Raw genomic sequence first — 14,404 nt, 5'->3', positions numbered from 1 at the left:
TTCTTTTCTACAAATTGCCTACCACAAGTCAAACATCTATGATTCTGTTTTCCATTATGAATATGTCCATTTTTCTTTATACATTCAGAGTTACAGCTTGGACAATTTAGATTCATTTTCATTTCCTTGATAAATTTTCTATCTAGGAAAGCTGGTATTTGTTCTTATTTCAAGCTCTTTTTAGCATTACTTGTTGGGAACTACCAAAAATTATATAAATTTTCTATTTAAAATCTATGACTTTATAAATTAAAAACCATTTAAATATGAGTATTTTAGTTTTTATTTATCTTAACAAGAGAACACCCTGAATATAAGTTTATCTCTAAACAGCCTCCCTTAAAGCCGCAGCCGAATCGATCACTCTTGTCAGGGAAGAGAAGCCGGTCAAGGCCTCGCTTTTTCCTCTGATCGGACAGATTAAAAAAATATGGATTGAATTGAATGCTGGCGAATTTACCGCTGTAGACCGCCAGGCAGGTGCACATCCGCTTTCTTTGCAAACCAAAGGATATTATCGCACCCGTTCAGAGGCGCTTCATTCCCGTTTGTTCGCTTTTAAAAGAACCAAAAACGAGACACAAGAGCATGTCTGTATTAGACGTTTAGAAGGTCTTCTCTAATCTCGGCCTCTTTTGCCGCTTCTATTGAATAAAATAGATGGTGCTTTGCTATAGTTCCCTCCTTCTAGGTAAAAAAATGTCAATTTAAATTTTAAAAATGGAGACTAGCTGCCGATTTCATTTTCGTGTAAAATAAAGGTATGTCTCCATTAGTTATTAGTAAGCTCTTCCGTTTAGTCTTTTCTAGCTAGCAAGCGAAGAAGTAATGTTATTTAGCTTTAAAGAGTAGCCTCTTGTGCGACCAGAAGATATTGATCACATTCTTAATGCAGTTAAAGCGCCTTTAAACCATCCCCTTTTTTATCCTCGCGTTTTTGCTTTGGCATCTAAGAGCTTGCGCTTTTCTCGTTCGAAAAGTGCAAATAAGCTTTACCAGACGGTTGCGGAAGAATACGAAGAATTGTCCCGCCGCTTGGATCGCTCGCAAATTCAAGAGAGCTGCTCGGTGCGCAATATTTTGCGTTCGCGCCATTTGGCTACCTTATTGATTGATGAGAAGGGCGAGCTGAATGCCGACATTTTGCCAGCTTTGATAGAGCAGTTGAAGGCCCATTTGCATTCTTTAGGCCCTTATCGGCAGTACGATTCCAAACGGCAAGAGCATATTTTAAAGGTTCTGCAGCTTTTGGCTACTAATAAAGAAGCCGTTCGTTTGCTGAAAAAGATCAGCAGGCCTTTATCGAATAGGCTGGCTGAGGAGGTAATCAAGCATACGCTTCAGTTGCCGCTCAATACGGTTCTTACGGATGCGCATGCTAAGCGCGCGGTTTTGTCTGCTTGGTTATGCTACCTGAGGCAAAATGTGGGATCTTGCTTTGCAACGGCGCCGGCAGAAGTGGTCCATGACGAGCAACCCGAGCTTTTTCTGCAAGACATGTCCGATCTTTTAGCGACAGGCCGGCTTAAGCGTACCTTTGGAGGAATTGAGTATTCGGTCCCCATCAGCGCCAGCTGGGGCAGCGGAGACCTTAAAAAACCGCTATTAATCCAGCTCTCCACTAAAGGAATGGCCCCGGAAATCTGGTATTCCCCAGGTCTAATGGTGGCTTTTGAAGCTGCCGGGCTATTCGAGAAAGAGCAGGGGATAAAAGAACGGACCAAACAAATCAAGGAATGGATCGAGCCCCTCATCATTCATCATGCCAATCGCTCTATTTATAGCATCATTACAGCAGAGGACATTCTGAAATGGGTTCTACTGCAAGTCATGGGATTGTCCGAACAGCAAATCAAGGAATATGAAAACCGGCCAAGAGGAATGGTGCAAAGCAGCCTTCTCATGCAGATGCCGCCCAATGGAAAAAGCCAGGGAGGAATCGGCGAACGTTGCGCCAATTTTCTTTATCAATTTGAAGCGGCCAAAAATGCTTTTAAAGCACTTGCTGACAATGCATTACTCAAAACATGGGAATTCACGCTGGCCTCTTTTTCTGAAACTAAATTGGAATTTACTACGTGGAATTTATATGCCAGTTTGGGAATGGGCACCAGCGAACCGGGAGGAATCGGACAGTGCATCCAACATAATATTCAGAACAAGTTGGATGAGGTCAATCGCAAGGTGCAGGATATCCAATATGAATATGAAATGGTCTATACTCAAGTCAAAACGCTTGAGTCGCGCATGCGGCATGCTTCGACGGAGAAGGAAGTCCAGTGGCTTAAAATTGAATATCAAAGCCGGACGAATGAATTCTATTTTTTGGAAGAGCAGCGCGACGCGGCGCAAGGGCAAGCGGCCGCACTGGTCAATTTATATGACACGCTTTATAAGCTTTATTTAGAGTTATTCAAGGACTATTTCCAAGAAGTCTACGATGCCGATATGCAAGAGGTGACAACCGGACCTTTTGACGACAGCCCCGCCGGCTTTCGCCTTCTTTATAAACACGGAAGAAGCAATACCTCTCAATGGACGAGAATTAAAAATCAGAATGACTTTATCGATGCCTTGGCCTCTTTCTTTGTGGCAACAGAGCCGCAGATTGCATCGTCCTTGGAAGGGCGTGGCATTGAAAAAGACTTGGCCGATGTTGTTACGGCCATTATTAATCACGTCAAAACAAAAGAGTTTTTAGAAACGGCCTTTTATCGTATGGCCGCTGCGCATCATGTCCCGCTTGTCAAAGACCCTTTGCAACATCTGGATCAAGTTGAAAAAAAGCCTTGGGTCTATACGTCAGGCGGAACGATGAATACCTTAGTCAGTTGCTATTATCGCATTGAGGACAAGCCCAAAGAAGCGGCCAAATGGGTAGAGAATGAAACAGAACTGCTAGTTTTTTTAGCCGATACGCTCAAGCATATTTCACCGAATTTGATGGAGCCTTTCCTCAAGGGCAACCGCTCAGCTATGCTGATGCAGTCCCCTACGCATGCCTTTTTGCTTAAACCCATGCAAAATCCTTTTAGAGAAACATGGACTAATGATGAATTTACCTATACGTTTGTTCGCGATCATTTTATCAAACCGGCAGAAATGTTTGTGGAAAGGATTTTGCTAAACGATGATATGCTGTATTTCTTGGTGCAAGAACTGTTAGAAAAAGTACCGGAAAATTTTCAACCGCGCTTTAAGGAGGCTTTTGGGTCCATTTCAAGCCCCCTTAATCCCATTTTCTTTCGCCAGCATTTAGTTAATACGATGGAAGAAGACCGCGGTCTTCGCTTTGGCAGACGCCCCATTTTGGCAACCGAAGAAATCGATAGCTTGCTTTATTCTCGCTTACCGCTTTTTCCTATCCATGAGCTGAAAGACCGCTTGCGTAAAATTTTTATCCTTCTGCCTGGATTGAATACAGAGAGGATCGATTCAATCTTAGACTTATTTGAACGCATTCCCTTGTCTAGAAGTACGCGCTGCATTAGCGCCAATCAACTCCAGGATATTTGCAAGGCGCTTTTATGTTTAAGCGAATTCAACACCACTGTCGTGTATAATTACCATCTTCAAATTAGCCTGGCAGCTCAAAAATTGGGCTTTGCCATGCCTACGCCGGTCATTTTTGCCGATACCAATTGGGTGAAAGATGAATTTGGCTTTGTTGTAAATCCCGGGACAGGACAGCTGGAATTATGGCGTTTGGATTATACCGGCTCCCTCGGTTATCCCATGACGAGCTGGAAAGAATGGGTCAATGGCTCCCGTCCGGATTTGAAGTGGGGAATTTACATCAAACCTCCTGAATATGGACAAGTTTAATTTAATTTTATAAGGCAAATTGATCCTATTCCAATTATAGTCCTTTTTGTATAATGGATAAGTTATCTTTAAACATAATTAAGTCTAATTCTTAAAGAGATAGATAAAATGAGTGCACAAAAGGTGAAGATCGGTCTTATTCAGTTAACCTGCTCTTCCGATCCCATTAAAAATTTTGAAAATGCAGAGCGCAAAATTAGAGAAGCGGCGGCAAAGCAGGCTCAGGTCATTTGCTTGCCAGAGCTATTTCGCAGCCTTTATTTTTGCGACGTTGAAGATCACGACAATTTTCAATTGGCAGAGCCTATTCCTGGCCCATCGACCGAGCGTTTTTCGGCTTTAGCTGCCGAATTGGGCGTGGTCATTATCGCCTCGCTTTTTGAAAAGCGTGCGCAAGGGCTTTACCACAATACAACGGCGGTGATTGACGCTGATGGAACGTATCTGGGCAAATACCGTAAAATGCATATTCCCGACGATCCGGGTTATTATGAGAAATTTTATTTTACCCCCGGAGATTTGGGATATAAGGTATTTGAAACGCGGTTTGCCAAAATCGGCGTGCTGATTTGCTGGGATCAATGGTATCCGGAAGGGGCGCGCATTACTGCTTTAATGGGAGCAGATATTCTCTTTTTCCCCACAGCGATCGGATGGGCGTCCAGCCAGGACGAGAAGACTAATCAGGAGCAGTATCAAGCTTGGCAGATGATTCAGCGCTCGCATGCCATTGCCAATGGCGTCCATGTGGCTTCCGTCAACCGAACAGGAAAAGAGGGAGACATGCAGTTTTGGGGTGGCTCTTTCATTGCGAATCCCTTCGGATCTTTGGTTTGCCAGGCGCCGCATATTCAAGAAGAGATTATCGTTCAAGAAGTGGACTTGTCCCAATCAGACTATTACCGCACACATTGGCCCTTTTTAAGAGACAGAAGAATCGAAAGCTATCAACCCTTGACTAAACGCTTCATTGATGATTGATCCTATGACAGATAAAACTCCGAAAGAATTGGGCTACTCCTTTCCCGCTGAATGGAGGCCCCACCGCGCAACTTGGTTAAGCTGGCCGCACAAGGAAGCGTCTTGGCCAGGAAAGCTGCAGTCCATTTACCCTATTTATGCGCAGTTTGTCCGCGTGTTGACAGAAGGCGAATGGGTCTGCATCAATGTCAATGACGAGGCCATGCGTTTGCAGGCTGAGCAGCATTTAAAAGCCGCTGGCGCCGATTTAAGCCGCGTGCAATTTTTCTTCCATCCAACTAACGACGCCTGGTGCCGCGATCATGGCCCGGCCTTTTTGCTTCGCGCAGGAGATGTGGATCGAAAGGCCATCGTCGATTGGGGTTACAATGCCTGGGGAGGAAAATACCCCCCTTATGATTGGGATGATGAAATTCCTACGCGCATTGCCCACAGTTTGAATTTACCTTGCTTTAAGCCCGGTATTGTCATGGAAGGCGGATCGGTTGAATTCAACGGCAAAGGGACCGTGCTGACTACCGCTTCTTGCTTGCTCAATCCCAATCGCAATCCGCATTTAAGCCGGGAAGAGATTGAAAAGTATTTAATTCAATATTACGGCGTTGAACAAGTTTTATGGCTTGAAGAGGGCATTGAGGGCGATGATACAGACGGCCATATCGATGATTTGACCCGCTTTGTCAACGAAGATACCGTTGTCACCGTCGTCGAAAAAGACCGCAATCAAGCCAATTATCGGCCGCTTCAGCAGAATGTAAAAGCGCTTAATAAAATGCGTTTGTTGAATGGAAAGGCTCTCAATGTCATCGAGCTTCCCATGCCCGCCCCTTATTTCGAACAAGGGCAGCCACTCCCTTGCAGCTATGCGAACTTTTATATCAGCAATGCAGCTGTCATTGTCCCCATCTTTGAAGATCCACAGGATGATGCAGCGCTTCAAATTTTATCGGAATGTTTTAAAGACCGCAAAGTCATTGGTCTGAATTCCCGCGATATCATTTGGGGATTGGGAAGCTTCCATTGCTTAAGCCAGCAAGAGCCTCTTTAATTAGTTAAATAAATGGGAATGGAAACAATCCCATTTATTTGATCAAACTCTTTTCCTTTTAAAGTTTTCCACTTAATTATCTGATGGTAAAGCTTTCTTTAAACAATAAAGATTGTAATTTTATAAATTACTCATAGCAAACATCTTATCATTCACGCATATGTCTAGATAGGGTTTAAGCCAGAACTTATTGTTGACTTTAAGCCTGAAAGAGATTAAAACCATTAGCGAAATTGTGAATTAAGATCAAAAAAGTGGAATTCCTCGTTAATTTAGACGCCAATTTACTCATTTCATAAATTTCTAAAAATTAGAACAAGATTGAATCTTGCTTTTAACTTTCTACTCTCTAACAAATAAATGGAGTCACCATGAAACTTGTAAAGTATCTGATGCCTTTATTGGTGGCAGCAGGATTTACATCCGCAGACATATTTGCTCAATCGATTGGGCAGGAAACAGCTTTTGACCGCCAATTAAGAGAACGCGACGATCAACCCCTTCGCGAATTTGTCGAATCTAAAGAAAATATTGATGTTAAAGAAAAAGCGAACAACCTAGATATCAGCGGTGATGTCCGTTTTGAGTGGCGCACAATCCAAGAGAAAGGAATTGTTCTTTATCGCGAAAGCAGCAGCAGCAGTGAATCAAGCGGAAGCGCTGATTCTGCAGAATCCACTTCTTTTCATAAAAAATATCGCGGTTTGCGCGGTGGACACTATGTTGATAGAGGGGGAATTCCCATTTCTCATAATGACTTCGACGTAGAATTCAACTTAAAAATTAAGTATTCATTCGAGCGCGCTTGGATGATGGCTCAGCTTCAATTCGACAATCCAGCCGGTATCCGCGGATTCAACGACTGCTCTGATACATATGTTGTTTTTAATGAAGACGGTACAGAAGTAGAAGAGGTTATTTCACGTGATAGACGCCGTTCCGGAAAAGGAAGTGGAGATGCGTTTGCCATCAACTTAAAGCGCGCCTATATGGGTTACAATATCTGGGCAGACGGCAAGCATCGTTTGGACATTGAATTCGGCCGCCGCAAAATGGATGATATTTTTGATTCCGAAATTCAATTTTCTAGCCGCTTTGATGGTGTGTTGTTAAAGTTTGCAAGCGCCATTGACGAAGTTGCCGATTGGTATTGGACTGCCGGTGCGTTTATCATTGACGAGCGCGTCAATCATTTCGGCTATGCAACGGAAATTGGTTTCTTGAATGTTTTTGATACGGGCTTGGATGTGAAGTATTCCTTTATCGATTGGAAGAAAAGGGGAAGAAACCGCTGCTTTATCCGCAATCCGGCTGGAACAAGATTCCAAAACTCCCAAATTACATTAACTTACCGCATTGCTCCAGAAATCTACTGCCAGAAAATTCCTCTCGAGTTCTATAGTGGTTTCTTGATCAACCATGCTGCTAAAAAGAATGTGTTTACACGCCATAAGAAAGCAAACTTAGGCGCTTATGCCGGTCTTTATATTGGTGAAGTAGACAAGAAAGGCGACTGGGCAATGGATATCGAGTATATCTATGTTCAAGCACAAGCTGTTTCTGATTTTGACGTAGGAAGCATTGGACGTGGCAACATTTTTAATGAGAACCTTACGGATATTTTAGATGAGCAGTTCCTTTCCAGCGCCTCATTAAGCTCTTATTATGACAGCATCCCAACGTCGGCACTTTACGGCTATTTTCCACGCCGTGGAAACGCCAACTTTAAGGGATGGAGATTTGAGTTCTTATATGCCATTACCGACAACTTGTCAATCGATACGATTTACGAATTTAGTAACGAAATAGACAAGAAAATCGGCGGACCACACTACTATTCTGACTTCGAAATCGAAATGGTCTACGCATTCTAATTTCTCTTTGCCAAAAAAAGCACAATCCCTTTAGGGATTGTGCTTTTTTTTTACTCAATAAGGCCATTTCCAGTCCCTGACCATCGGCATATCCTCGCCAAACTTCACAATATACTCTTTATGCTCAATCAAGCGATGGCGCATTTCCTGCTTAGTATAGGCGGCTAAATGTCCCAGCCTTGGAACGCGGTCGATGACATCTCCTACAAGGTGAAAGCGATCCATTTCATTGCGGACAACCATGTCAAAAGGTGTTGTTGTGGTTCCTTCTTCCTTATAGCCGCGCACGTGCAGGTTCGGATGGCCGTTGCGGCGGTAAGTAAGCCGGTGAATCAGCCATGGATAGCCGTGATAAGCAAAGATGATGGGCTTATCGACGGTGAACATTTCGTCAAAATCTTTTTGGCTCAAGCCATGCGGATGTTCATCATGCGGCTGCAGAGTCATTAGATCGACCACATTGATGACGCGTATTTTGAGATCAGGAATGCCCTGGCGCAGCAGATCGACTGCAGCCAATGTCTCTAGAGTCGGAATGTCCCCGGCACACGCCATGACGACATCGGGATCGCTTCCCTTGTCATTGCTGGCCCATTCCCATATTCCAATTCCTGCCGTGCAATGCTTAATGGCAGATTCCATGTCCAAGTATTGCAGGGCCGGTTGTTTGCCAGCCACAATGACGTTGACATAGTTAAGGCTGCGCAGGCAGTGATTGGTGACGGAAAGCAGAGTATTGGCGTCTGGCGGTAGATAGACGCGTACAACTTCCGCCTTCTTGTTGACAACATGGTCGATAAATCCAGGATCTTGATGGGAAAAGCCATTATGGTCTTGTCTCCAAACATGCGAGCTGAGCAAAATGTTGATGGAGGCGATGGGCGCGCGCCAAGGAATTTCGCGCGTGGTGTGCAGCCATTTGGCATGTTGATTAAACATGGAGTCGATGATATGGGCAAAGGCTTCATAAGTATTGAAGAAGCCGTGCCTTCCCGTTAAGACATAGCCCTCCAGCCAGCCCAGGCAAGTGTGCTCACTTAAGATTTCAAGCACACGCCCATCGGGCGCTAGATTTCCGCCGTCTTTATCTTCTGGCAGAAAATCGGCCATCCAGCGTCGTTTGGTCACTTCAAAAAGGGCATTCAGCCTATTGGAAGCGGTTTCATCCGGTCCCATGACCAGAAAATTGTGCATATTCAATTTCATGACATCGCGTAAAAATTCTCCCATGATGCGCGTTGATTCCACTGAAATAGTGCCGGGCTTGGCCACTTCAACGGCATAAGAACGGAAATCAGGCATTCTCAAATCGCGGCGCAAAAGGCCCCCATTCGCGTGCGGATTATCCCCCATTCGATGCTTGCCTTTGGGGGCCAGTTCGGCCAGTTCGGGAATAAGCCTTCCTTCTTCATTGAATAGTTCTTCAGGCCGATAGCTTTTCATCCACTTTTCAAGCAGGTGAATGTGATCGGGCTGCATATCGGAAAAAGGAACTTGATGCGAGCGCCAGAAGTTCTCCGTTTTTTTGCCATCGACTTCTTTAGGGCCTGTCCATCCTTTGGGAGTACGCAGGATGATCATGGGCCAAATGGGCCTTTCGGTCACTCCGTTTTCGCGCGCATCGGCTTGAATAGCCTTGATTTCCTGAATGACGGTATCTAGCGTCTCGGCCATTAAAAGGTGCATTTTTTCTGGATCCGATCCTTCTACAAAATAAGGCTTATAGCCATAACCAATAAATAGGCTTTCCAATTCTTCGCGGCTAATGCGGGCTAAAATAGTTGGGTTGGCAATCTTATATCCGTTCAAATGAAGAATGGGCAGGACCGCTCCATCGATGGCAGGATTGAGAAATTTATTGCAATGCCAAGCGGTTGCCAAGGGTCCGGTCTCTGCTTCCCCATCGCCTACGATGCACGAAACGATTAAGTTGGGGTTGTCAAAAGCAGCGCCAAAAGCATGCGAGAGGGAATAGCCAAGCTCTCCGCCTTCGTGAATCGAGCCTGGAATTTCCGGCGCTACGTGGCTGGGGATTCCGCCGGGAAAAGAAAATTGCTTGAACAGCTTGCGCATGCCCTCCACATCTTGAGAAATATTGGGGTAGTATTCGCTATAAGTGCCTTCTAAATAAGTATTGGCCACAATTCCCGGCCCTCCATGACCCGGACCAATAATATAAATCATATCTAAATGGTAAGTCTTAATCAGGCGATTGAGATGCACGTAAATAAAGTTCAGGCCAGGAGTCGTTCCCCAGTGACCTAATAAACGAGGCTTGATGTGCTCAAGCCGTAATGGCTCTCTGAGTAGGGGATTGTCCATTAAATAAATTTGTCCGACAGAGAGATAATTGGCGGCGCGCCAATAGGCATCCATCTTGTGGAGCAATTCCCTGTTCAAGGTTTTTGTTTCCTTGTGGGGCTCGACTGTTTTTGTGACCATAGCCTAAATACCCTGGTTAATAAGTTGAATTAGAGTGCATTAAAACCCGCTAAGACCTAGATTCGCGTTCTTTTCCTATGAAAGAGCATATTAGATTCAATATACTCCCTTATTCGGGCCTTCTCCTGGGAAGACAATCATCTCAAATCTAGGCCATTATGAGCTTTAATCATTCTCTAAGGAAAATAATCTTGAATTTGACGACAGTTCTTTAAAATAAAAAATAATTCTTTTGACGTTTAATTGAAATGCCGAGGTGAAAAAAAATTCTAAAATAAGAAGAATAGGAAAAAAGTCCCGTTAGGGCGCTTTTTTAAAAGGGAAAGAAAAAAGGCGAAAAAGCCTGTTTATCGCCCTCATTAAAGAAATGGATTATTGAATTAAGTGGGGAACAAGTCCTTTAATTAAATCTCGGTTCTTTTCATTAATCATGGAATTAGCAAAAGCGGCCATAAATTCTTCTTTTTGGCCAAATTGAACATTATTTGCCAAATTCTGCATGATTTTTGTGACCAGAACGGCATTGCGCAATCCATCTTTAGAATGCTCTCCATCAATAATGCCAAAGCCCTTATCTTTGCTGGGCGATGTAAGAGCGGGACAGATAAAACGTAAAAACAGCGTCGTCATCACATGCTTCTCTGCTATTTCCGCCCCCCATTTTTCTTTAAGGGCATCGTAAAGATTTTTATAAGCGTCTCTAATGGAATCGGGCAGCTGATGCTCGGAAACGGCGTGAGTAATGTCTGAAAGCATCGTTTCCGTTAAGCGGGTCAAATTCTTCTGATTTTCTTCTATGCTGCCTTTTTGCAATTTATTTGGATCAACTTCGCAGGATTGCGCTCCATTTAATTGCTGAACGCAAGAAGAAAAATGCGTTTGAGCATAGCTTGTCATTTCTCGTTTATGGAGCTGGGTCAGCATTTTTGTTGCTAGGGAATTGCTTCGAAATAATGTTCCTTCTTTTTCTTCCAAGAATTTCTTCTTGGCCTCTTCTGTTTTTTGCTCGCCTAATTGGCTTAAGTGAACATCAATTTCATGGCGGATCATGCCATTTACGATAGGTAAGGCATTTGAGCCTCCTTTAGCAACAAGTAAATTAGCCACTTTATCTTTGCTGCCAGGCTCAATTTTCGCAAGGGCTTGAAAAAAGACCTGCTCTTTAGAATCAGCCTTCAACTCCTTAAATAAGTTCATAATGGGTTCCAGATCTTTTTCTCCCGCTTCCTTAGGCAAAGCTTCCAAATAACCTTTGATCGCCTGTGAAATACCGTCCGGATAATTTTTAAAAAGAAGGGCTTTTGCTTCCGGGGTTGGGAGTTCTTTTACCAAATCATTGAGCAGCCTAACGCTTGGCTGGCTTGTCCCTTCCAGATAGCGACCTAAGGCTTTTTCTAAATTGGCAAGATTGCCGTCGGCTTTATAGGCTTCCAGACCGCCTGTCCATTGCTTTTCATGGGCGACTTTGGTGCCGTAGATTTGATGTCCTAAGACGTTTAATTCATTATTGGCAGTGAGTAGTTCGTTTTTCTGTTGTCGAAGATCGGCAATTTCTTTTTTATAAATAAATGAGAAAAAGGAAGAGGCTCTTTTATTAATTTTTTCATCCAAAAGTTTAACCGTGGCCGAAATGTCTTTTTTTAAAGTTAATGTTTCGGCTTTAGCTGTATCTGCGCGGTCAATAAGACCTGCTCCATTTAATCCCTTTTGAATGTCAATCACGGCTTGATTGACTTTAGCCTGAAGAGTACCGGCTTGTTGTTTTAACTCTTTAGTTGTCTGTGATTTAAATTGGGTTTCGGGCTGAAATGCAGTTGTTGTTGTCTGTGTGGCTGGAAGGCTGCTTTGTATGGAGCTCATAAAAACTCCTTAATTATAGATCTTCTATATTTTATTATAGTAAAAATTAATGTTTATTAAAATGATTAATTAATAAATAAAAATAAATTAATTTTTTTATAATTAATTGAAATATATAATAAAAATAAAGCTTAGGCCCTTCTTATTCACCTTAATCAAGGAGGATATATGCGTTTAACACCTTTCTTTTCACGTCTTGCTCTTTATTCGTCTATTGCTCTGTTAGCTTATTCAGCGTCGCCCATCTGGTCGGTTAGTTTGCCCGATGAGACGACCTTGATTGCAAGGGGAGAAGAACGCGGCGGAGAGCATCATTCTGCTCAAGGTCGAGAAGGCTTTCAGCATGATACGGCCCGCGGCTATGATAATCACCGCGACTATGATCATCATGGATATGAAAATCAATATGGGCATCGAAATGTGGGAGCATGGGAAGGCGGTTCAGGCTCAACAACCGTGATTGAAGGACAAGGAACCCAATATGTCCCTTATCCCTCTTCTGATTTGCCGCCTCTTCCTCCTCAGCAATAGAGAGAAATGAATGGTAAGGGAAGAGATTTAATCTTCAAAAACTAATTCATGTTCATGGCGAGTTTCTAGCAGAGATTGATGTCCTGTATAGACCATGCGGCCAAAGGCTATGGAGGCTGGAACATGGTATTTTTCCAATAGCCGTTTGAGAAGCTGGAAGCGGGGATGTTTAATGCCCTTTTCAATGCGGACGGGAATAATGGGATAGTCAGCTCCTTCGATAATTCCATTAAAGGGAGCGGCTTGATGGAGCTTTTCTGCCTCGGAATAAATATCCCAGCTTTGAATAAAAATGCAGACGGAAATGCCTTTTTTAAGCGTATTTTGAATGGCCATTAAGCAGGCTTGGTTTTTCTCTAGAGGCTCAATATCGGGAATAAAGACCACTCTTAGCAGCCGATAAAGATACTGCATCCAGCGGGAGGAGTGGTCTTGTTCCTGTTCAATGAAAAAGCGCATGCGGCGGCGTTGAGATCCCATTAGCAAAAGGGTATCATTCCATGCTGTATGGGTGCAGACATAAATGGCAGGACAATCCGGTATGTTTTCTTTTCCTCTGAAAATTGTTCTAAAATGCAATTTAGATAGGATAGAAGCAATAAAGCGGGTTAGATAATCGAAGAACTGGAAAGTATAAGCAAAGAGAATAATTAAAGTTAAGAAACCCATAAGCGTAAATCCCTTATCTGCAGCAATGCCCAAGATTTCGGAATTTAAATAAATGAGGCCTGAAGCGCAAAGAACTCCCGTAAAGCTCAAGAAATTGGTTGCAGCGACCATTTGACCGCGTAGCTTTTTTGGGCTGGCAACTTGAATGTAAGAATCGAGCGGAATTTCAAAAATTCCTCCAAAGACGCCAAGAAAAGTAACAGTGGGGATGACCAGCCAAATATTATCTGAAAATAAATCTAAAAGGAAGGAGCACAGCGAAATGCCCAATGCTCCAATGGGAACCAATCCCAGTTCGACGATGCGTCCTGAAATTTTCCCGGCTATTAAAGCTCCTGTTCCAATTCCTATAGCTGTTAAAAAGAAAAGATATCCTCCTTGGATGTCGGACAAGTGCAGCGATTGAACGGCAAAAGGAATAATGTTGAGCTGGGTAAAAGCGCCTACAAAAAGGAAATAAGCGGATCCCAAAATGGCTGGAAGCAAGGAGATCTCTTGGCGGGCCGATTTAAGCGTTTGGTAGATTTCTCCGATAAAAAAGAATTGAAACTTTTTAGAAGAGCCGGCCGGCGGAGTATGTTCAATGCAAAAACTCGTGACAACTCCAATAAGGGCGATGAAAGTGCAAAAAATAGCCGAAATAATGAAATTGCGCCCTGTGATTTGAATAATGAAAGAGGAAAGAAAGGTTCCTAAGATAATGGCTAAAAAAGTAAAAGAGGTCATCAAGCCGTTTGCCTTAGAAATTTTATCTTTTCCCACAAGCTCGGGCACAATGCCATACTTAGAGGGGCCAAAAATGGCGCTCTGCGTAGCTAGTAAAAAGAGAATGGCATAAGATCCCCACTTGCTTTGAAAGGCAAAGGCGCATACCCCAAATCCCATGATAAGCAGTTCTAAAATTTTCGTTGTGACAATGATATCGCGCTTGCTAAAACGATCGGCCAGCGTGCCGGAAAGAGCAGAAAAAAGGAGAAAGGGAATGACAAAGGTGGCTCCCGTTGTCGCTAAAATTTGATGGCTATATTCAATCCCCTCTATTTGAATGAAGAAGTAAACAATCAATAGTTTATAAATATTGTCGTTTAAAGCGCCCAAGAATTGCGTGGCATTCAAATAGGTAAAGGAAGAAAAGCGCTGGAAAAAAGAAGAAATCATAAAATAACTTTATTTG

General features: G+C 43.3%; 10 protein-coding genes. 6 read left to right on the top strand and 4 right to left on the bottom strand.

Features of this window, described 5'->3' with window-relative positions:
- Positions 1-116 (bottom strand): IS1/IS1595 family N-terminal zinc-binding domain-containing protein (locus BN3769_RS15105; RefSeq protein WP_420885327.1); only part of this gene is annotated, 116 nt, incomplete at its 3' end.
- 324 nt (positions 117-440) lie between these two features.
- On the opposite strand from BN3769_RS15105, the gene BN3769_RS14280 reads away from it, so the two are divergent.
- From BN3769_RS14280 to BN3769_RS14260, 5 genes are all read left to right on the top strand, one after another.
- Entirely contained in the window at positions 441-623 is a 183-nt protein-coding gene (locus BN3769_RS14280) for a hypothetical protein (RefSeq protein ID WP_068471499.1), read from the top strand.
- A gap of 235 nt (positions 624-858) precedes the next feature.
- Positions 859-3,825 carry a hypothetical protein gene (locus tag BN3769_RS14275; RefSeq protein WP_068471498.1) on the top strand — a complete coding sequence of 989 codons (2,967 nt, stop codon included), beginning with the start codon at positions 859-861 and terminating at the stop codon, positions 3,823-3,825.
- Positions 3,826-3,933: 108 nt separating this feature from the next.
- A complete protein-coding gene (locus BN3769_RS14270; protein ID WP_068471497.1) occupies positions 3,934-4,806 on the top strand; it encodes a carbon-nitrogen hydrolase in 873 nt (290 codons plus the stop codon).
- 4 nt (positions 4,807-4,810) lie between these two features.
- On the top strand, positions 4,811-5,854 hold the full coding sequence (locus tag BN3769_RS14265) for an agmatine deiminase family protein (protein ID WP_068471520.1): 1,044 nt from the start codon (positions 4,811-4,813) through the stop codon (positions 5,852-5,854).
- A gap of 371 nt (positions 5,855-6,225) precedes the next feature.
- Complete coding sequence (locus BN3769_RS14260) at positions 6,226-7,728, top strand: hypothetical protein (protein WP_068471496.1); 1,503 nt, start codon at positions 6,226-6,228, stop codon at positions 7,726-7,728.
- A 54-nt stretch (positions 7,729-7,782) separates the two neighbouring features.
- On the opposite strand, the gene BN3769_RS14255 is transcribed toward BN3769_RS14260, so the two are convergent.
- Both BN3769_RS14255 and BN3769_RS14250 read right to left on the bottom strand, forming a co-directional pair.
- Positions 7,783-10,170 carry a phosphoketolase family protein gene (locus BN3769_RS14255; RefSeq protein WP_068471495.1) on the bottom strand — a complete coding sequence of 796 codons (2,388 nt, stop codon included), beginning with the start codon at positions 10,168-10,170 and terminating at the stop codon, positions 7,783-7,785.
- Between the two features lie 372 nt (positions 10,171-10,542).
- A complete protein-coding gene (locus BN3769_RS14250) occupies positions 10,543-12,030 on the bottom strand; it encodes a RasGAP domain-containing protein (RefSeq protein ID WP_068471494.1) in 1,488 nt (495 codons plus the stop codon).
- A gap of 168 nt (positions 12,031-12,198) precedes the next feature.
- On the opposite strand from BN3769_RS14250, the gene BN3769_RS14245 reads away from it, so the two are divergent.
- The gene (locus tag BN3769_RS14245; protein ID WP_068471493.1) at positions 12,199-12,561 is read left to right on the top strand and encodes a hypothetical protein; all 363 of its coding nucleotides are present in this window, start codon (positions 12,199-12,201) and stop codon (positions 12,559-12,561) included.
- A 27-nt stretch (positions 12,562-12,588) separates the two neighbouring features.
- On the opposite strand, the gene BN3769_RS14240 is transcribed toward BN3769_RS14245, so the two are convergent.
- Positions 12,589-14,388, bottom strand: a complete 1,800-nt coding sequence (locus BN3769_RS14240; RefSeq protein WP_079989581.1) for an MFS transporter — start codon at positions 14,386-14,388, stop codon at positions 12,589-12,591.
- Positions 14,389-14,404 lie beyond the last annotated feature (16 nt).

This window comes from Candidatus Protochlamydia phocaeensis (assembly GCF_001545115.1).
In the GTDB taxonomy this organism is placed as follows: Bacteria; Chlamydiota; Chlamydiia; order Chlamydiales; family Parachlamydiaceae; genus Protochlamydia_A; species Protochlamydia_A phocaeensis.
The sequence above is the reverse complement of the archived record's forward strand: the minus strand, read 5'-3'. Positions and strand labels throughout refer to the sequence as shown.

Bases quoted from the DNA above. Each gene is read 5' to 3' on its own strand.
- BN3769_RS14270 (WP_068471497.1), top strand. From the start codon at position 3,934: ATGAGTGCACAAAAGGTGAAGATCGGTCTTATTCAGTTAACCTGCTCT.
- BN3769_RS14265 (WP_068471520.1), top strand. From the start codon at position 4,811: ATGACAGATAAAACTCCGAAAGAATTGGGCTACTCCTTTCCCGCTGAA.
- BN3769_RS14260 (WP_068471496.1), top strand. From the start codon at position 6,226: ATGAAACTTGTAAAGTATCTGATGCCTTTATTGGTGGCAGCAGGATTT.
- BN3769_RS14255 (WP_068471495.1), bottom strand. From the start codon at position 10,170: ATGGTCACAAAAACAGTCGAGCCCCACAAGGAAACAAAAACCTTGAAC.
- BN3769_RS14250 (WP_068471494.1), bottom strand. From the start codon at position 12,030: ATGAGCTCCATACAAAGCAGCCTTCCAGCCACACAGACAACAACAACT.
- BN3769_RS14245 (WP_068471493.1), top strand. From the start codon at position 12,199: ATGCGTTTAACACCTTTCTTTTCACGTCTTGCTCTTTATTCGTCTATT.
- BN3769_RS14240 (WP_079989581.1), bottom strand. From the start codon at position 14,388: ATGATTTCTTCTTTTTTCCAGCGCTTTTCTTCCTTTACCTATTTGAAT.